The organism is Mycoplasmopsis californica (assembly GCF_000695835.1).
Taxonomy (GTDB): Bacteria; Bacillota_I; Bacilli_A; order Mycoplasmatales; family Metamycoplasmataceae; genus Mycoplasmopsis; species Mycoplasmopsis californica.
In genome coordinates, this window is the sequence record NZ_CP007521.1 from 297,726 (window position 1) to 317,776 (window position 20,051).

General features: G+C 30.5%; 17 protein-coding genes and 2 tRNA genes. 11 read left to right on the top strand and 8 right to left on the bottom strand.

Annotated elements, in window-relative coordinates:
* The first annotated feature begins 6 nt into the window (after positions 1–6).
* The 3 genes from MCFN_RS01285 (at position 7) to argS (ending at position 3,026) form a co-directional block, all read left to right on the top strand.
* A complete protein-coding gene (locus MCFN_RS01285) occupies positions 7–876 on the top strand; it encodes an FAD synthase (protein WP_051604553.1) in 870 nt (289 codons plus the stop codon).
* Between the two features lie 130 nt (positions 877–1,006).
* Positions 1,007–1,273: a 30S ribosomal protein S15 gene (gene rpsO / locus MCFN_RS01290; protein WP_041103169.1), complete on the top strand. Its 267-nt coding sequence runs from the start codon at positions 1,007–1,009 to the stop codon at positions 1,271–1,273.
* 124 nt (positions 1,274–1,397) lie between these two features.
* A complete protein-coding gene (gene argS / locus MCFN_RS01295; RefSeq protein WP_038561441.1) occupies positions 1,398–3,026 on the top strand; it encodes an arginine--tRNA ligase in 1,629 nt (542 codons plus the stop codon).
* A 285-nt stretch (positions 3,027–3,311) separates the two neighbouring features.
* Here argS and MCFN_RS01300 read toward each other — a convergent pair.
* The 5 genes from MCFN_RS01300 to MCFN_RS01320 all read right to left on the bottom strand — a co-directional run bounded on the left by MCFN_RS01300 (position 3,312) and on the right by MCFN_RS01320 (position 6,603).
* Positions 3,312–3,388 (bottom strand) — tRNA-Arg (locus tag MCFN_RS01300).
* Positions 3,389–3,393: 5 nt separating this feature from the next.
* Positions 3,394–3,468 (bottom strand) — tRNA-Cys (locus MCFN_RS01305).
* A gap of 242 nt (positions 3,469–3,710) precedes the next feature.
* On the bottom strand, positions 3,711–5,000 hold the full coding sequence (locus tag MCFN_RS01310; protein WP_038561443.1) for a glucose-6-phosphate isomerase: 1,290 nt from the start codon (positions 4,998–5,000) through the stop codon (positions 3,711–3,713).
* Between the two features lie 8 nt (positions 5,001–5,008).
* Entirely contained in the window at positions 5,009–6,250 is a 1,242-nt protein-coding gene (locus tag MCFN_RS01315) for a hypothetical protein (protein ID WP_038561446.1), read from the bottom strand.
* Positions 6,250–6,603, bottom strand: a complete 354-nt coding sequence (locus MCFN_RS01320) for a S1 domain-containing protein (RefSeq protein ID WP_038561448.1) — start codon at positions 6,601–6,603, stop codon at positions 6,250–6,252. The genes MCFN_RS01315 and MCFN_RS01320 overlap by 1 nt, the downstream gene beginning before the upstream one ends.
* Positions 6,604–6,810: 207 nt before the next feature.
* Between MCFN_RS01320 and MCFN_RS01325 the strand changes: the two genes are divergently transcribed.
* From MCFN_RS01325 to MCFN_RS01350, 6 genes are read left to right on the top strand one after another with little or no spacing between them, the layout of a single operon-like run.
* Positions 6,811–7,677 (top strand): hypothetical protein, encoded by an 867-nt coding sequence (locus MCFN_RS01325; protein WP_144238972.1) that lies wholly within the window; start codon positions 6,811–6,813, stop codon positions 7,675–7,677.
* Between the two features lie 30 nt (positions 7,678–7,707).
* Positions 7,708–9,066 carry a glycine--tRNA ligase gene (locus MCFN_RS01330; protein ID WP_038561460.1) on the top strand — a complete coding sequence of 453 codons (1,359 nt, stop codon included), beginning with the start codon at positions 7,708–7,710 and terminating at the stop codon, positions 9,064–9,066.
* A 2-nt stretch (positions 9,067–9,068) separates the two neighbouring features.
* Positions 9,069–10,940, top strand: coding sequence for a DNA primase (gene dnaG, locus MCFN_RS01335; RefSeq protein ID WP_051604554.1), 1,872 nt, complete (start codon positions 9,069–9,071; stop codon positions 10,938–10,940).
* A gap of 9 nt (positions 10,941–10,949) precedes the next feature.
* Positions 10,950–12,440, top strand: a complete 1,491-nt coding sequence (locus tag MCFN_RS01340) for an RNA polymerase sigma factor (RefSeq protein ID WP_038561463.1) — start codon at positions 10,950–10,952, stop codon at positions 12,438–12,440.
* Entirely contained in the window at positions 12,440–13,210 is a 771-nt protein-coding gene (locus MCFN_RS01345) for a Nif3-like dinuclear metal center hexameric protein (RefSeq protein WP_038561466.1), read from the top strand. Before MCFN_RS01340 ends, MCFN_RS01345 begins: the two co-directional genes overlap by 1 nt.
* A 9-nt stretch (positions 13,211–13,219) precedes the next feature.
* Positions 13,220–13,711 carry a dUTP diphosphatase gene (locus tag MCFN_RS01350; RefSeq protein WP_038561469.1) on the top strand — a complete coding sequence of 164 codons (492 nt, stop codon included), beginning with the start codon at positions 13,220–13,222 and terminating at the stop codon, positions 13,709–13,711.
* 175 nt (positions 13,712–13,886) lie between these two features.
* Here MCFN_RS01350 and MCFN_RS01355 read toward each other — a convergent pair whose 3' ends face one another.
* Positions 13,887–14,705 (bottom strand): TIGR00282 family metallophosphoesterase, encoded by an 819-nt coding sequence (locus tag MCFN_RS01355; protein ID WP_038561472.1) that lies wholly within the window; start codon positions 14,703–14,705, stop codon positions 13,887–13,889.
* Positions 14,706–14,951: 246 nt separating this feature from the next.
* On the opposite strand from MCFN_RS01355, the gene MCFN_RS01360 reads away from it, so the two are divergent.
* The gene (locus MCFN_RS01360; protein WP_038561475.1) at positions 14,952–17,237 is read left to right on the top strand and encodes an MAG6410 family transglutaminase-related lipoprotein; all 2,286 of its coding nucleotides are present in this window, start codon (positions 14,952–14,954) and stop codon (positions 17,235–17,237) included.
* Positions 17,238–17,367: 130 nt separating this feature from the next.
* On the opposite strand, the gene MCFN_RS01365 is transcribed toward MCFN_RS01360, so the two are convergent.
* Positions 17,368–18,264, bottom strand: a complete 897-nt coding sequence (locus MCFN_RS01365; protein WP_038561478.1) for an ABC transporter permease — start codon at positions 18,262–18,264, stop codon at positions 17,368–17,370.
* A complete protein-coding gene (locus tag MCFN_RS01370) occupies positions 18,257–19,210 on the bottom strand; it encodes an ABC transporter ATP-binding protein (protein ID WP_051604555.1) in 954 nt (317 codons plus the stop codon). Before MCFN_RS01370 ends, MCFN_RS01365 begins: the two co-directional genes overlap by 8 nt.
* A gap of 463 nt (positions 19,211–19,673) precedes the next feature.
* On the opposite strand from MCFN_RS01370, the gene MCFN_RS01375 reads away from it, so the two are divergent.
* On the top strand, positions 19,674–20,042 hold the full coding sequence (locus MCFN_RS01375) for a hypothetical protein (protein WP_038561481.1): 369 nt from the start codon (positions 19,674–19,676) through the stop codon (positions 20,040–20,042).
* Positions 20,043–20,051: the final 9 nt, after the last annotated feature.

The window sequence follows — 20,051 nt, forward strand, 5'->3', positions numbered from 1 at the left end:
TGATATATGTCTTTAACAGTTTATACATTAAGTAATTTAGTTGAATTAAAAAAACCAATCTTCATGATTGGTTCTTTTGAATCGTTCCACATTGGCCACAATTTATTATATGAACGTGCAAAAGAATTGGCGTCTCAAAGCGAAATAGAACGTGATATTGTGATAGTTTATTTTAGCGATGTTGAAAATTTACCTAAAAATCACTCGGTTATGTTTACGGATGAACTATTTCGTTTGCAAGCGTTTGCTGGTATCGGAATAAAATACGCAGTTCAGTTAAAATACAGTATTATTCGGCAAATGTCGCCAGATAATTTTATAGATACATTAGTTAAAAAACAAAATGATTTTGATTTAATAAGTGGTACTGATTTTAAATATGGGATAAATGCTCATGGCAATATAGAAACGCTGAAAAATCGCTTCGGAAACCGTTTTCATCCAGTTCAAATTATGCGTTTGAATAACGAGCAAAAGGTATCAACCGGATTTATTAAGGAAGCATTATTTGCCGGCGACATTGACTTAGTAAATATTTTATCTGTTTTTAAGTACGGATTTCATGCATTAATCGGAAAAGAAGATAACCGTTTAAAACTGGATTTTAGAGCTAATCTAGCGAAAATGAGACCAGGAGTGTACTGTGCCAATATTGAAATCGCCAATATGTATTATTACTGTTTGTTAACTATTCATTCGAACAATGAACGAGTTATTGAAATGATTGACTTTACTTGAACCTCAGATAAAAAGCATCAGTCGAAAATAACGATTAATTCATTTTTAAGACCTTTTTATCCAAACTCACAAGAAAAAATTAATCCTGATGACGTAGAAAGAGCTAAGGAGTATTTTATTTATTTAAGCAAAAAATAACAATATATAATTTATTTTGAACGTTTTTTTCAACTTATGTTAAAATAGACCTTGTAATTAAATAAATAATTTTTGTTCTAGGTCAGAATTAAAATTTTGCGCTTGGACAAAACATAATAAAGGAGTTATTATGATTACTAAAGAACAAAAAGCTCAATTAGTAGCTAAATATGGTAAAGATGCTAAAGATACAGGTAATTCATTTGTGCAAATTGCAATTTTAACGGCTGAAATTGAAGATTTGAAAAAACACTTTGAAAACAATCCAAAAGACAATCACTCACGTCGTGGATTTTTAGCTAAAATTACAAAACGTCGTATTCTTTTAGCACATTTAAAACAAGAAAACTTCGATCTTTACACAAAAGCTTTAGCAGAATTAAACCTAAGAAAATAATAGTTTATTTTAACCTCATTTCGAGGTTTTTTTATTGAGTTTTCAGTAAAAAAAGACTGAATATTAGATTAAAGGTTAATAACTTTTTAGAGTGATTTTTTGTTATTTTAGTATAATGAAAATTATGACAAAATCAGAGATTAAAAATTTATTGCACCAACAATTAGTTGAAATTGCTTCAAAATTAAATATTAAGCGTCAGGTAGTATTAATTCAACCTAAAGACCATGGGGATTTCACAACGAATATGGCAATGGGCAACAAGGAATTAGGTAATCCTATTGACCTTGCTAATTCAATTGTCGAATTATTACAACCCCACTTGTCTCGCTTAAATATTGCTAAAATTGAGGTAGCAGGACCAGGTTTCATTAATTTCTTGCTGGCAGAATCATCAATTGTCTCTGGTATTAATCAAATAATTGAGCTTGGAGAAAATTACGGTCGCGGGCAAAAACGCGGAAATATCAATATTGAGTGAGTTTCGGCTAATCCAACTGGGTTTATGCATGTCGGTCACGCGCGTAATGCAGCTATTGGCTCAACTATTGCTAATATTTGTGAATTTAGCGGTTTAAGCGTTACACGTGAATATTATATTAATGATGCAGGTAATCAAATAAACGTTTTAGCCCAAAGCGTTTTTGCTCGTTATCAGCAAAAATTTGATCAGAATTTCCCAATGCCTGAGGAATGCTATCGTGGAGATGATATTATTTGAGCATCAGAACAAATTTACAATGAATCAGGTGATAAATTTATAAATTCATCATTGAATGGGGAAGTATTAGAATATTTTAAAAATAGATCAACTGAACTATTTATGAGTGCTGTTAAACAAGATTTATCACGTTTTAATGTGTATTTTGATCGTTTTTTCAGTGAAAAAACTCTATATAACGAGGATTCTAAAGCTATTAAAGATACTGTCGCAAAACTTAAAAATACTTACGTTAAAGACAGTGCTTTATGACTTCAAACTACCCTAGACGGCGATGACAAAGATCGTGTTTTAATTAAATCTGATGGCACATATACTTATTTTTTACCTGATATTGCTTATCACGATCATAAATTTCATTCAAATGGAGACAATCCAACAATTTTAAATATTTGAGGCGCAGACCATTCAGGGTACATTAAGCGTATGGAGTCGGCGATGAAAAATATCGGTAATAATCCTGATAAATTAGTTGTTTTATGTATGCAGCTAGTGCGTTTAATTAAAAATGGTGAAGAGTTTAAAATGTCCAAACGTCGTGGAACTAGTTTTTGATTACGTGAGTTTATTGATTTAGTAGGGAGCGATTCAGCACGTTTTATCCTATTAGATAGAACAACGAATACTAAACTTGATTTTGATATTGATTTAGCAACCGCTAAAACAAATGATAATCCAGCTTTTTTAGTACAATACGCTAATGCTCGTGCCTTGGCGTTACTTGAAAAAGCTGGCGCAACAAAAAAAACTTTGATTGCATCAGATTATTCATCAACTCCCGATTTAAAGCTTTCATCATTACTTATGGAATTTCCACAAATTATTGATAAATCAGTAGATAAATTAGCAACAAATATATTAACTCAGTATATTATTAAGGTCGCTAAGGAATTTAACTCTTGATATTCAAACACAGATAAAATCATCGAAAGATCAGACCAAGAAAACGCCCTCGCACTCGTTAAGGCCACAAGTACTGTTCTACAAAATGGATTAAGATTACTTGGAATTTCTATACCGCAGAAAATATAAAACACGATTTTACATCGTGTTTTTATATATAAATAAAAAATCAACTATTTCTAGTCGTTCAAGGGTGTATAAAAAATATCGAAAAAAGGATAACATTTGTAACAAAAAAGTTACTGATTAATTTTATCACCATATTTAAAAATAAAAAGAAAAAAATTAAAAATTATTACTATTTTTTACAAATAAATAGAAAACGAGTTTAATTATAAATTTCGACTGTAATCAATAATCTGCATATTCAAATAAAAAAATCGCATTTGCGATTTTAAAGGTGTAATTTACATATGGCGCGTCCGGCAGGAGTCGAACCCACAACCTCTTGGGCCGTAACCAAGCGCTCTGTCCAGTTGAGCTACGGACGCAATATTGGAGGCACCAACCGGACTCGAACCGGTAATCAAGGTGTTGCAGACCTATGCCTTGGCCATTTGGCTATGGTGCCGTATAACTTAATAGAACAATATTCTGCATTTACGGTGCTTTTTAATTATACATATAAATTTTTAATAACAAAATAATTATTTAAAAAAAGGTATCCGAGTAGACATTGTGCACTTAAACTATTTTTTGGACAAAATTTTATTTTCCAAATATTTGTTGCTTAGGAAGTTTTAATAAAATAAATACTTAGCGAGAATTTTTGTCTAGCTAAGTATTTATTAATAATTTTTAATTTATGATTAACTAAATTTTAGATAAGGTCTTAGCCATATTAGCCTTATAAACACCAACGGCAGGTTGATTAAAAGGATTAACACCTAAAAGATAGGCGGACATAGTTAAGGCTAACATGAAAAATTGAAATAGGTAACCAAGGTTATATTCGTCCATTTTCTCAAATTCAATAACAATATTTGGTATATTTGAGCTTTCGTGGTGAGCCTGCAAACTAGCTTCAAATATAGCTCAATTCACCTTGTGTAAAGATTTACCATCTAAATAAGCTATCTTATCTTCGTTTTGTGAATCTGTTAGTAAAGTTAAGTCTTGCACTGGTTTTTTTGCAAATAGTGTTGTTTCGAAAAGTATTCTTGCTCCATCTTGGATGAATTGACCTAAAGAGTGCAAATCGGTTGAAAATTGCGAAGAAGCCGGAAAAAGACCACGTCCATTTTTTCCTTCACTTTCAGCAAAAAGTTGTTTTCATCATTCTTGGAATAAACGCATTTTCGGTTCATAAGAAATTAGTAATTCAAGTGAAAATTCACGTTTAGAGAGGATATAACGTGCTAATGCATACGCATATGCATCATTGTTTTTTAAGGAAGGATGAGCATATTCGCGCAATGCATCTTGTGCACCCTTGAGTAGGTTTTCTGTATTCAAGCCTGCACACATGAAGGGGAATAAACCAACTGGGGATAAAACACTGAAACGCCCGCCGACATCATCAGGAATTATGAATCTAGTATAACCCCTCGTTTTTGCCATTTCGTATAATATACCGTTTTTAGCGTCAGTGGTTACTGCTATTAACTCTTTAGCCTTAGCTGCGCCAATTTTTGTTTCTAATAATTTTCTAAACTCTCTAAAAGCAATTGCTGTTTCGAGTGTTTTTCCACTCTTAGAAATAACATTAATTGCAAAATGTTTATTTTCAACACAATTTAATTGAGACACAAGTGTCTCAGCACTTACGTTATTACCACTAAAAATTAATTCAATATCCGGTTTTTTTATTGATGGTGTCGCATAAAGTCACTCATATCCCGCAGCCGCTCCTAAGTATGAACCACCCACACCAATTACTACAACAGTTTCAACTCTCATATTTTTTCATTTTTTAGCTAGTTCTTGCATTGATTTGTATTCATCATTATTTAATTTTGTCGGTAAATCAAGCCAGCCTAATCAATCTCTTTCAACAACACTTTTACTATAAATAGCGTCATGTATTTTAGATATCCTACTTTGGTATCGGTCGAATACCTCAGTATTTATTGCGTTTTTCAAATTAAGATTTATAGTTTTCATAATTCTCCTTAAATTTCAAAAGGGTTTATTTTGTTTAAATATGCTTCAAAAATATTAGACCAGTAAAAAAAAGCGACTAAAATCCCCAGTTCTATTTCTCCGTTTTGTTCGAGTATAATGTGTGCAAGCGGAACATTCGCAACAGATGATAATGTCGTAACAATTCCATCGTTATTTCTGTGATTAAATTCGCTCAGGCGATTTTGTTTAAATTTGCCTACTCCATCATTGATACTTAATTCTGGGGTAATTCGATAGTCGTGCCTTTGTGAATTTAATTGTACAAATGTTGCATAATAAATATTACTCATCGCAATTGTGTATGGAGCATATGTGTATATATGTTCAGGGAATTGCATTGTTGCACACAGTCTGTTTTTATTTATATATTGCTCGTTTTTCAATTTAGAGTACAGAGTTAGTACTGAATTTATTGCCGGATCACTGCTAATTAGGAGAGACCTTTTTTTGTCATTTGCCAAAATCGAGCAAATATATGCATACTGAAGTGCCTGATTTAAACCTATTAAATTTGAAGTGAAATCATTGGAACCACTCACGTAACCTTGCAAAACCTTGGCTATATCAACACCTTTTAAAAATAAAAGCAGTAAATTTATTTCCGCAAAAAAGGCGTATCGGGGCTCTAAAATATTGGGACTAATTAGCTTATTATTTTCACTAATTTCAATAAAATCTAGCTGTAATTCTACGTTTTCCTTTCCGATTAAATAGCTTTTATTTAGCGTTCGTCAATATCCATGGTGTTGTTGCAAGTAATTGAGAATAATTTTTATATATTCAATAAATTCAGTATTAAATGTGTGTAATTTAGCAAAAATAAAACTTGTCGTCTCTCAGTTTAAGTGCATTTTAAGCGATTCAAAACGTTGAAATCAAACATATTGTGGACTGTCAGATAGAATGAAGTGAAAGCGTATTTTGTTCTCAAGTAATAAATCATTACTATACACAAATTCATATCCTGAGCGATAATTTTGTTCGGTGCGTAAATCAGTAAAAATTATTATGTCAGTAGTTTTAGTGCTTACAATATTTTTTGCAAGTTTTTTAATTTCTTCAATGTTTTGATTACTGAAATTTAGAGCTAGCTCATGAAAACCAAAATTTTCAAAACCATCAACAGTTTTGAATTTGATGCCGTCAATAATTTCTGTACCGATTTTAGCAATATTTTCATTGCTAAAATCGGGGTAGTAATTATACGCTTTAAGCAATAACTTTGACACTAGCAACCTCTATTATTCTGTTCTCAAGAAGTTATTTCCCTTTTAATTGATTCTTTTAATTTAGTAAAGCCATGTTTAGTTTCACGTAATTCTTCGGCATAAGGAGAGCGTGCATAGTAGCTGTGGTTAATCTTAAAATTACCAATCCCAGTTTTATTAGTGTTATCAATTTCTTCAACATAAAAATTAATGCGATCACGGAGCTTGAAGTCACTATAAAGGTTTTTGCCTGTTCAATCTGTAACAAATTTTTTTGGTATTTCAAAAACATATTTTTTGTTTGTTAAAACAGTGATTCCTTCACTACAAACGTGAATTACTTTTCCAAATAAAATATCACCTTTTTTATTCATAATTTAATTATATAAAGAAAGTGAAGTTTTTGTTTATTTTTTATCTAAATGATATTTTTTATAAACAATAAGGAAACATATTTTTACTTTTATGCTCATTTTTCAATGTATTTCGCTAATTTTTATTTATCAATAAATAAATAGAAATTTAATATATAATTAAAGTATTAAATGCAATATTTTTTAACTAATTTTAAGGGTAGCGAAATGAATAAAAGAATAATTACAAGGGTGGAACCAAAATACTTCACTGAACTTACTCAAGAACAAATATTAAACTCTTTTGAATCATATGTGCAAAAAATAGAGAATATTAAAAACAATACAAAACATTATCAAGTAAGTCAGGATGAATACTTTAGGGTTAAGGCAAATTTTGCCAATGTTACGAGTTTAATTGAAGATTTATTAACTATTCCGGTTTATAAATTTAGAGATAAAACTGCTAAATTGTTTGAAAATTTTAAATTAGATTCAAGTTTAATAATGCAATTTTTATGCATTGACTATACAGCAAAAGATTTACCAACAACTGCCGCTTATTTTGAAGATGGCGCTTCTAAAAATTCAATTTCTTATGAGACTTCATACGTGCTGAGTGATACATTATTTGTGACATTTGTGCCACTACATGAATACCAATATGTCATTTTAAGTTCAGCCGAAGTTGAAATCGAGCAAGACAGTGTTATGGTAAGTGATATTGAACTAGCCGATGAAGTTGATACGGCAGAAATTGATTTAGGTCGAATTGAAGAGCCGCAACCAGCAATCGAAATAATAGAGTCTAATCCGCAAAAAGATTTAGAACTAAATAAAACCACTAAGGAAAAAGAATTAGAAAACGTTGAATTTAATCCTATTCAAAAAATGGAAGAAGAATCAGTTATTTATGTGACTGAATATTTACCTGAAGTACACGTTTTAGAAAAACATCAAAAACCAATCCAACACAAGTATAGAAATTTACCACAATCAAAATGATGAATAGTTGCTTCGGTATTTTTAACAATTCTTTTAATTGCATTAATTGTTTTTGCAATTTTGGTACACTTAAAACTAATTAAATTTTAATTTAACTTTTTATGATAAGGGGATGCAGTCATGCTGAATAAAGACAAAAATATTACAACCCTAATTACCCATTTAAAAACAATGGGTTTTGTTTTTCAAGGAAGTGAAATTTATGGCGGCTTAGCTAACACATGAGATTATGGTCCCCTTGGAGCTATGTTAAAAGATAACATTGAGGCTACCTGAAAACGCTTTTTTATTCAAGGAGAAAAAAATAATTTTTTATTAGACTCTAAAATTTTAATGAATCCACAAGTATGGGTTACTTCAGGACATGTTGTTAATTTTAATGATCCTTTAATTGAAAATTTAACAAATGGCAAAAGATACCGTGCTGATAAGTTAATTGAACAAATTGATTCAACGATTGTTGCTGAAACATTAACTTTTTCGCAAATGAAAGAATTCTTGGATAAGAATCTAACTGAATATGAGGGTTCAAAAGCGAAATGAAGTGAAATTCGTAAATTTAATTTAATGTTTGAAACAAAACAAGGTGTGACAGAGGAAACAAAATCAAAAATTTATTTACGACCTGAAACAACTCAGGGAATAATGGTTAATTTCAAAAATGTGCAAAGAGCTATGCGCGCTAAAATGCCAATGGGTATTGGTCAAGTGGGCAAAAGTTTTCGTAATGAGGTGACGCCGGGAAACTTTATATTTAGAACTCGCGAATTCGAACAAATGGAACTTGAAGTTTTTTGTGCCCCGGAACAAGCTAATGAGTTATTTGAATACTATGTCAATAGAGCTCAAAAATTCACGCAAATACTGGGTTTAAGTAATGAAAATACTCGTTTAAGGATTCATGAAAAAGAAGAGCTTTCTCACTATTCGACAGCGACTACTGACATCGAATATAGATTTCCTTTTGGATGGGGGGAATTATTAGGGGTAGCTAATCGTACAAATTTTGATCTTAGCGCCCATCAAAAAGCAACTGGCGAAAGTTTAGAATACCTAGATCCGAATACAAATCAAAAATACATCCCGCACGTTATTGAACCATCAATGGGTCTAGACCGCTTAATGTTTGCTGTTTTAATTGAAGCATACGATGAAGAAAAAATTGATGAAGATACACGGATTGTCTTACGACTAGATAAAAAAATCGCTCCGTATAAAGTAGCTGTTTTACCTCTTGTTAAAAAGTTATCGCCAAAAGCATCCGAAATTTATGATGATTTATTAAGCCGAGGTATTGATGCAATTTTTGATGAAACGGCATCAATTGGAAAACGTTATCGTCGGCAAGATGCAATAGGGACACCAACTTGCATCACTGTCGATTTTGACAGCCTTGAAGATGAATGCGTAACAGTTCGTGATCGCGATACAATGGAACAAAAAAGAATTAAAATTACAGATTTAATAATGCATATTTAATTATGAACACAGATAATTTGCAATCCTTAAAAGATGAAATTCTTTCACAACTTGATATTGTTGATGAAATTAGCAAGCACGTTACTTTGGTCAAAAAAGGCCAAAGTTATGTTTGTTTATGTCCTTTTCACGACGATTCAAATCCGTCGCTAACTATTAATCGCAACAAGCAAATATTTAAGTGCTTTGTATGTCAGGTTGGTGGCGATGTTATTAAATTTGTCTCTAAATTTAAAAAAATTTCTTGATATGATTCACTTAAATATTTAGCTAATGAGTTAAATTTAGATTATGACAATACATTATTTATGACAGAGCCTTCGCGCTATTCCGCCTTCGATTTAGAAGTTACCGAACTTAATGAAGAGGTGAATTCATTTTTTAAGATAAATTTTAAAAAACTAAAAAACACAACCTTGAATAATTTTTTTCTCTCTCGTGACCTGAACACAGATTTGTTAAATAATTTTGATATTGGCTACTGCGAAGCGAGGGTATTTACGGAGTTTTTTGGTTCTAAAATTCATGAAAAACCACTCATTTTTGCAAAAGCAGGACTAATACATGTCGACACTTTAGCTCCAACATTTGACAATCGCGTTACTTTTGCTATTAGGGACGACCAAGGGAAAGTAGTGGGTTTTAGCGCCCGTTCCTTAGACAAAGATGCTAAGCCAAAGTATATAAATAGCTCAGAATCGACACTATTTCAGAAAAATGCATTGCTTTATAACTATTGAAGAGCTAAGGATGCGACACATGAACAAAAACGATTAATTATTGTCGAAGGATTTTTTGATGTTATAGCATTGTATAAAATTGGTAAAGACAATGTTGTGGCTCTTATGGGTACGTCATTGACTAATAATCATTTGAAATTCTTGCATAACAAAGATATTATTTTATTTTTAGATGGTGATCAAGCGGGTCAAAGCGCTTCTTTAAAAAATGCTAAATTTTTACTATCGAAAAATATTAATGTTCATATAGTTAAAAATCAAACAAGACTTGATCCTGATGAAATTATCAAAAAATATGGAATCGAATATATCCAAACTATGCTTGATAAAGCGCAACTTGCAACCGATTTTATTTATGATTATTTTAAACATCAGTATAATTTGCAGCCTGATTCTTCTAATAATCTAGACAGCATTAGTAATTTTGTGGATAGTTTTTTTGAATACATCAATGTCTGCAATCAAAACATAAGAAATTATTACATTGACAGAATTAAAAATGAATTTAGTTTTGATCCTGCAATCAATATTAATCTGTCCAAAAACACACAGAAACACTCATATAATGCTGACTATACTAATGAATTTACCCAATCTTTTTATACTAATCAAGCATTTGTTGAAGATAATTATATTTATCAACATGAACTGCCCCAAAAACCATATTTAGCAAGTGAGCAAAAAACAGAGTCTCTAAGTTGGATTGATCGATTATTTTATGCAATTTTGGAACATCCATCTTTGCGAGAGCTTTTTATTCAACGAGCTAATTCGAATGAAGGGAAATTATACTTAAAGGTATTCAAAGACTACAAAAGCGAGGTTTATGATTTAATAACTCAACCCGATTGCGATTTGGAATACGTTAAAAAAATTTTAGCACCCAATGACCAAAAACGGCAAGAATTCGATTCTTATACACAAGATTTTTACCGCAATACAGAACAAAATTACAACAATTTATTAGAAAATTTTAATTTTGCTTACCGCAACGCTCAAAACGAAAGTTTTCGCAGATACGCTATGGAGACGGCAACGCCCGAATTTAGTGACCGTGCCAACAAGTTGCCAGCAGTTTTTAGCGACCATGCAATAAATTCAAAAAATAGTTTTAATTCAAAAAATAAGAAATAAGGAGAAAAAATGGCTAAAAAAGAATATGAATCAGTGATAAAACTAATTTCGAAATACGCTAAAAGCAACAACATCGAATCTCTATCGCAAGCACAAGTTTATGAATATTTAGACGAGATTAAGGTGGAAATACCAGATGATTCAATGGATGAGGTTCTTGCAGAACTTCATCAAAGAGGTTTGATTCTTGATGATACAGACCTGGGGGATGATGATTTTAGTGATGTCGAAGATTTCATGGTAGAAATTAATGAAAATGGAGACTATGACAACTCGGATAATACTGACGAAGAACAAGTTTTCAAAAAATCTCGTTCAAATGAAGAGGAAGAAGAGTACGACGAATTAGAAAGCGCCATTGATTTAGGTGATTATGATGATGATTATTCATCAGAATATTCATTTAGCGATGATTATGAATATTCAGACGATTCAAGTTACGCAGAAGATGACGAAGATGAAATAATAGAGAAAAAAGAAGTAAAAGAAGTCAAAAAAGAATCGAAACGCAAATCTGCCAAGTCAATTACCGATGATGATTTAGAGATTGAAAATTATGACGATGAGGAAATTGATTTAAGCAAAGATTCTGATGATGTCAACCCTCATAAATTAATCAACAAACTAAGCGAAACCAACGATATTGTTAAGTGATACATGCGTTGAATTGGTAAGTATGGAAAATTATTAAATAAAGAAGAAGAAGAAAAACTAGCTTTCGAAATGGAAAAAGGAGGCTTTAGAGGCAAAAGGGCTCGTGATAAGTTAATTAAACATAATTTACGTTTAGTTATAAATAATGCTAAAAAATACAAAAATCGCGGATTAAGCTTTATTGATTTGATTTCTGAAGGTAATGCCGGTTTATTAAAAGCATCGCAAAAATTCAATGTAAGTAAAGGATTTAAGTTTTCTACCTATGCTACCTGATGAATCCGTCAAGCAATTACGCGTGCTGTTGCTGACCAAGCACGCACCATTCGTGTTCCTGTTCACATGGTTGAAACAATAAATAAGATAGCTAAGATTGAGCGCGAATTACACCAAGAAAACGGGACAGAACCAACAGATGAAGAAGTAGCAAGTCGTTTTGGCCAAGGCTTTGATGCCGAAAAAGTTCGTAATATCCGTCGCATCAACATTGATCCTATTTCTTTGAATAAACAAATCGGAAAAGAAAACGACTCTTCATTTTCTGACTTTGTCAAAGATGAAAGTGTGGTGAATCCAACTGATTATGCATCGCAGGAAGAATTAGTTGATATTTTGAATGAAATTTTACGTGAATCATTAGACTCTGACGAACGAAGACTTATTTGCAAGCGATTTGGCGTCGGTTATGATGAAAACGGAGAAAAATACAACATCACACCGCTTGAAGAATTAGCCCGTGAGCGTAATGTTTCAAAAGAGCGTATTCGCCAAATTGAAAACAAAATTTTACGCAAGTTAAAAAACTGCACCAAAAAAGGAAAACATCTAAAGGATTTTTTTAGATAATGACAGTTAGTCAAATAGTTTCTTTTTTACTTGAAAAATACCCATTAGAATGACAAGAACCCTGAGATTATAGTGGTTTAAGTGTTAAAACTAAATTAAATTCTTCTCTCAAAGGAGTTGTTGTAGCTATTGATTTAAATTCACAAGTTGTTCAAAAAGCGATTGAATTGCAGGCGAATTTAATAGTAGTTCATCATCCATTTAAATTTGCGAAGTTATGGTCTGACGATTTTGAATTAGCACCCTACAAGATAAAAATTCTATCAAAATTACGTCGCTATGGCATTAGTGTACTTTCTCTTCATACTAATTACGACAATTCTTCTCAGTCTACCTCATTTCAAATTGCTCGCTATTTAGATTTGCAAAATTACGTACTAAAATACCAACAAAATTATCCCTGCCTAATATCTACAAGTTTGAGCGTTAATGAAATTATTGATGCATTATCTAAAAAGTTAAATCTTCACTCATTTCGTACAAATGCTGGCAACTACACACAAAAATACTCAAAAATCGCTTTTTTAGCAGGGTCGGGATCATCGTCACTTGCCCGCCAATTAAGTGAAGAAGGCATTGAATTAATTATAACTAGTGATATAAAATGGTCGGACTGAATTATGTTTCAAGAACATAATGTTAAAATTCTTGAAATACCGCATTTAGTTGAACAAGTTTTTGTTGGTGATATTTCTGAACAATTACAAACAAAATTCAAAAACATTAAGATAAACGCCGTTTATTTAGAGCAACCTTATAGAAATATTTAGGAGTAGAAAATGAATTTCTCACATATTTTTAAAATGCAAGCTGAACTAGATAAAGCAATCAATTCGCGTGAAGACCTTAAACACGTTATGCCTGAGGAATATAAAGCAAAATGACTTCTAGCTTTACTTGTTGAAACTGCTGAATTCGCTAATGAAATTCAGTGTTTTAAATACTGAAAAAAACACAAAACAGTAGATAAAGCTGCTGTTTTAGAGGAATTTGCTGATGTTTTACATTTTCTTGGATCATATGGGTATAAGTTGAATGTAGATCCAATCATAGAACCTAAAATTGTTTCTAAATTCCCGACAGACCAAATTTTAGAAATTTTTCGTATCGCAAGTGATACTACAATAAATATATCAAAAGAAACTATTAGCGAGCTTATTGCTTTAGCACTTGGATGTGCAAAAATCTTGGGTTATACCGATGATGAAATTATAGAGTACTACAATTTAAAAAATAAAAAGAATTTTGAACGTGTTCAAAATCATTATTAAATTCATTTAACATTGTCCTGTCATTGACAATGTTTTATTTTATTTTAAAATAACGATTTATACTTAAACAATAGACATTACTATTAAATAAGTGCAATTAACCTAAATTAATAAGATAGGTTTATAGTTAAAATTCAAAAATAAAATACACACAAAGTTCATGTGTGTAGGAATATTATTTAGGATCAATTTTAATTGGAATAATTTTGTTTTTATGTTTATTGATTGTATTCAATTCGATTACAACTGCATTAAGTTGGCAAGAATTAGGAGAGACTTGATATCTAGATTTTGCTCTAAAGCGCATATTTTCATAGACCTCTTTATAATTTGCTCCGATTGCGCAATTATGAGGTCCTGTCATTCCAACATCGGTTATAAAGCAAGTATTTTTAGGTAGCAATCTTGCATCATTAGTTTGAACGTGTGTATGAGTGCCACAGACAGCATCCACGTCTCCATCTAAATATAGTGCTAATACTGCTTTTTCACTCGTGGTTTCAGCATGGAAATCAACAAAGTGAAAGTCAGCAGGTTCGGCACTATATTTTATAATGTCCATTGCATCAAAGAAGTTGTCGGCATATTCATCTTTTCAAGGATTCATTAACTTATTAAATGTTATTCCCATCAGGGATGTTACTCTTAGACTTACACCCTTATCTAAATAAAAAATATTAGTTCCTTGACCCGCATATGATTTGTCTATATTTAACGGTCTAATAATATCTGGATTATGAATTATTTCGAAAATACCTTCTTCTGCTCAAACGTGATTACCAAGAGTACAAATATCAACGCCGATAGTTTTCAATTGGTCATAATCACGCTTTATAAAACCTTTACGCTCAGTTACATTTTCACACTGTGCAATAGTTATATCTATTTTGTGCTCATTTTTTAGTGCTGGTAAATGTTGTGCGAGGATATCAATACCTGGTTGGCCAAAAATATCGCCAATAAAAAGAATTTTTAGTTTTTTGTTTTTAGTCATTGTGACTCCAAATCTACTAGGTCAATTATAAAGTAAATTTAAAATTCTAAATTTTTAAAGTTTAAGAAATGTTTATATAAGTCTTATAAAGTTTTCTACTTAAAATTATGTTATATTATCAATTAATTTTCTAATTGTTTAGTCTTGCATTCTTACTTTTGCTAAAGTTTTAATATTGAAAATCATCTTTTTATTTTAGTTACAATTAAATATAATTAAATTATAAATAAGGACTAAATTATCAATATGAAGAAGAAAAATAAAATAATTGGTTTTGGTTTTATATTAAGTGCGAATATTGCTATTTGTTCAACTCAACTAGTATCTTGTAAAAATTTATCACAACTAAGTGAGCAAGATGTAGCAAGCAATTCAAATAATGCAATCTCAAAAACATCTGAAACAAACAACGATAAAAAAAGAGTGCAATCACTAAGTAAACCTAGTTCAAACCAATCTACAGAACACGAAACCGCTAATAAAACCACTAAACCAAGTCAAAGTGAAACAATGTCCGACCAGACTGAGAAACAAACGCAACAGCTAACTCACCCCTTAACCAAATTAACTCCCGCATCGCCAGTTACAAGCGAAATAAAAATCAAAGATCCCACTATTAAACCTGATTTGCAAGCAAATGAAGCTAATAATGTCTCAAAATCTGAAAAACAAGAACTAAATACCGATTCCTCTAAACCATTAAAGAACGATCCAAAACAAGAATTAGTTTTGCAAATACCAAAAGTAGAAAATTCAGAAATTAATAACGCTATTTTGAGTGCACGCCACACTGGTTTTAATTATTATTCACAGCCTGATTATCATTTTGGTAAAAATGCAGAAGAATTAATAAAAGATCAAGAATTAAAACTTGAATTGTTAGACAAACAAAACGAACCTGTTGAAGGTGTTAAATGGTATGTAAGAATTTATTATCCTAACGATGTTGTTTATGAATTAAAAAACAATTTAAATAAAGACACGGGACTGGTGTATGTCAATGACAACACTATAAAAGGGTTTAATGATACGGATAAAGAAAAAAATGTTGAAGTATGAGGCGAATACCAAGGCGGATTGTATCAATTAAAGGTTAAAATTTGAAATCATAAACAAAGCCAAAATATCGCTGAATACAACCAATCGCTTAAAAGGGTTAAAGAATTATCGCAAAGCTGACATCATTTAAGTCCCTTGCAAAGAGCTTTAAAAGCTTATGAATGATTATGTAATAATGTTAGATATCAAGAAGGGCAATATTTAGGTGATGATCAAACTGCTTATTCAGCAATTATTGGTTTAGCAAGTGTATGTACTGGATATGCTAAAGGATTTAAAATGTTTATGGATGAGTTAAAAATTCCAAATATTTTACTAACAGGAGATGTAGGCAGTGAAAAACATATTTGGAATATGATTGAGCTTGATGATGGTTGATATCATGTGGATGCTACCTGAGGGGCTAAAAAATTAGGTCGGGATGTAAATTACAATTATTTTTTGGTCAATGATTATGATTTGAAAATTCAAAATCGGAAATATAATAATAGATTCCCTTTTAATCAAATGGGTCAAAAATACAGAGCGTATAAATTAAATAATTTTATTACTAGCGAAGAAGATATTAAAAAAATAATTAATAAACAATTAATGTTAAAGACAAATAATAATATCTTACAATTACATACACCTTATACCAAACAATTTGAACCTACTGTTAAAAATGTAATCGAAAAAATGTTTCAACAAAGAAGTAATCCATACGCAAAAAGAAACCCTGAAATGAACATGGTTAAATACGAATACTTTTTACCAAAGTTAGAAAACAGTAATATAAAAAGTGTTAATTTAACTATTGAAAAACATACAAATAGCAAAAGTTCATATATTTTAAAAATAAATAAAAACGAAAAAGTCGATTTAAATAACGAAAATATTTTTGTTGAAGGCGCGTTTATAAAAAGTATTGAAAATTATGACAATCACACTTTGGTGTATTTATATAATTTTGACGATTTAAAAAATCAAAATATTAAAATAAACGTTTATAAAATAGGATACGATTTTAAATATGAACAAAAAACGTTTACCTTTGACGTTCTTCAACAATCTAAACCAGAAGGTTTATTTGTCGGAAATGACAATAAATCAGGAAAAATAATAAATGTTGATGAGACGATAGAGTATAGAATTGACGTTGGTGTTTGACAATCTGTTCAAGGAACGTCCATTAATTTAAATGAGACAGGAACAAAAACTGTTTCGCTGCGTAAAAAAGCTAATGCTACGCACTTGTTAAGTGAAGTCCAAGTTATTAAGCCTTTTAAACCTCGTGATCTTGATAGGGAAATAAAAATTTATAATGGTTATGTTACAGGTGTTGATAATTCGATGCAATATCGTGTTAAAGGCACTGATAAATGAATAGATATAAGAGGTAATAAAATATTATTGCCGTCTGGTACATACGATTTTTGAATAAAACCAGGGAATGGTAATTTAGCAGGTGAAATTTACACATTGCAAGTTTAAAACAGTCTTTTTGGCTGTTTTTTTAATTTTCACTTAATAAAATTCTAAAATTTATATTATTTTTCTGGATAATAAAAATAACGAATAAACTTTAAAATGAGTGTTATTCGTTATTTAGTGGGGCTTAAAATTATCTTCTTTTTAGATTAGTAAGAGAAATATTAAGGCTCATCATTAATGTCGTTCAGGAAACTGTGTAAATAAATGATGCTCATCATTTGATATCTTGACCAAATAAGATATTAAAATCGGATAAAGCATGATTAACTTTAAATAATTCTTTATTAGCAAAAATTAAATCCTCAACAATAAAGTGTCGAATCATATTGGAAATGTGAGTTGAAGGAATTAAGGAGCTAAATTCTGCAATCGGACGAGGAAAAGTGTGAAGAGGGACAAATGCCCCAATTAAAAATCCTGCTATTGCACTTAGACTAGCGCTAATCGCACTAAAAGCTGAACTATTGCTTAAAAAACTTAGAAAAAACACAAATAAAGAACTATTTAAAAAAGCACCCAGGACAATTATGCCAATAATTATTAAGATTTTAGCAGTGTTAAATGAATAATAAGTTTTAGAAATTCCTAAAATATCAACCTTAACAACCAATGTTTGATTAATCGCCATTCAACATAAAGCAATAATAAACATTAGAAATGTAATGCAAATATTCAAAATAATATTGTAGATAAGATAACTAAATCTAACAATTCCCGCACGAACGGGTGAAATGTATAAATCGTTAAGAACTTTACGTTCAGCATCACTGACCATAATTGACGATAAACTAATTGCATTCGTAAAGGATGTAACCGATAATAAACCAATTAACATTGATATATCAGCGTATTGATTTTTTATTTTTTCATCCACTTCATTTGGCATCTGTGAAAAATAAATTCGGCGAGCAAATAAAACAAAGCACAATAGCACAATTAATGGAGCCATAAAAGTGAAAAACATTCTACGACGGTCTTTGAAAAAGATTATTAAATTACGTCTAGTTAGCTGCATTAATTTATTCATTTTGTCCTTTTCCTTTCTGCGTTACATTTAAAAATACTTCATCCATTGTACCTTTATTAAATTCAAAATCTTTTAAATGTTGAATATTATTTGCAACAAAACTTTGACCAGCTGCCACTGTGGGAAATTGTAAAATATAGGTTTGATTATCTATTTGATAATTTAAGTCTGCACTTGTGTTAATTAACTCTTTTAATTCATCACTCATTTGATAAATGCGAATCTTTGATGATGAGTATTTAGTTTTTAAGGCGGCGGGAGTATCTTGAACTAATTTTTTCCCTTTTTCCAAAATTATTACTCTTGAACAATCATCGGCTTCTTCCATATAGTGAGTAGTTAGCATTATAGTTAATTTCCGTGTTTGTTGAATTTTTTTCAAAATTTGTCAGACAAGTTTTCTTGAATTTGGGTCAAGTCCTGTCGTCGGTTCATCCAAAAACAAGATATTTGGACTGTGAACTAGCGCTCTGGCAATGTCAGCACGCCGTTTTTGCCCGCCGGATAAAGTACCATATCGGCGAGATGCAAAATCATTAAGTTGAAATTCGTCAATGATTTTATCAACAACCGAGGCTACTGTTTCATCTTTTAAAAAATCCTTGTAAAGTGTTGCTCTTATCATTAAATTTTCACGTACCGAAAGTTCAGGGTCTAGAATCGATTCTTGAAAAACAATACCAACTTGATTTCTTATTTCGAGTTGATTTTTGTCAATGTTTAAACCATTGATATAAACCTCACCACCGTCCCTTTTTAGCAGACCTAAAATAATATTCAAAGTAACAGTTTTCCCTGCTCCATTCAATCCTAAATAACCAAATAACTCTCCTCGTTTGACACTAAAACTAACTCCTTTTAACGCTTTATTTTTTCTGAAATTTTTTTGTAAATTATTTATTACTATAATCTCATCATTAGCAAATGCTGGCTGAATTTTGCTCATAACCCCTCCAAACGTAATTCTTCTACTAAATTATAAAATTAAATACTGTTTTAAATTCTTAATATTATAGAAAAACATATTTAGTGTGAAAAATATTTGCAATTTTCAGACTAAAATACTAAATTTAAAGCATGAACTTTATATCAATAATTGTTTGATTGTTTTTTGAAGAAATATAAACGATAAATTAAGTATGAATAATAAAATTGTTCTATTAAATTTATTAATTTTAAATTATTAGTAAATTTGCAAGTACTTTCTTTTTATTATTTAAAGCGTTTTTAAAGATAATTTTATTATCCGTATTTACTCATTTTTCAATTGAATAGGGAAAAACATAATAAGAAATTCCTAAACAAAATTATTTTAAATTTTCACTTCATCTAATAAAGAGGAAGGAAGATTGTAATTTTATATATTTTATGCTATATTTATATATATATATATATAAAAGAGGTATTTTATGGATGAGTTATTAGAAAAATATAACCCTAAAATTACTAAATTAAAAAAGAAAATCAATTCAGAAAGCAAAACCAAGCAAAAATCAATGAAGCAAAAAGCTAAGTTGTTGAACGATGAAAAAGTTGCTTCAAATCAGGTAAAAACTATTGCATTGTCTCAATCTAATAAAAAATTGAACAATGTCGGAAAGTTAAGTGGTACTAAAAAAACATTTTTCATTATTGCGATTTTATTGTTTGTAGCAATTATTGTTTTTGGTGTTTTTTTAGCATTTGATTTCATTTATTACAACGGAAGTGTGCAAGATGGTTGGATATGAAGTGTTGAACGAAGAAATCATGGAATATTCGGGTGATGAAATAGATAGGAGAAAATT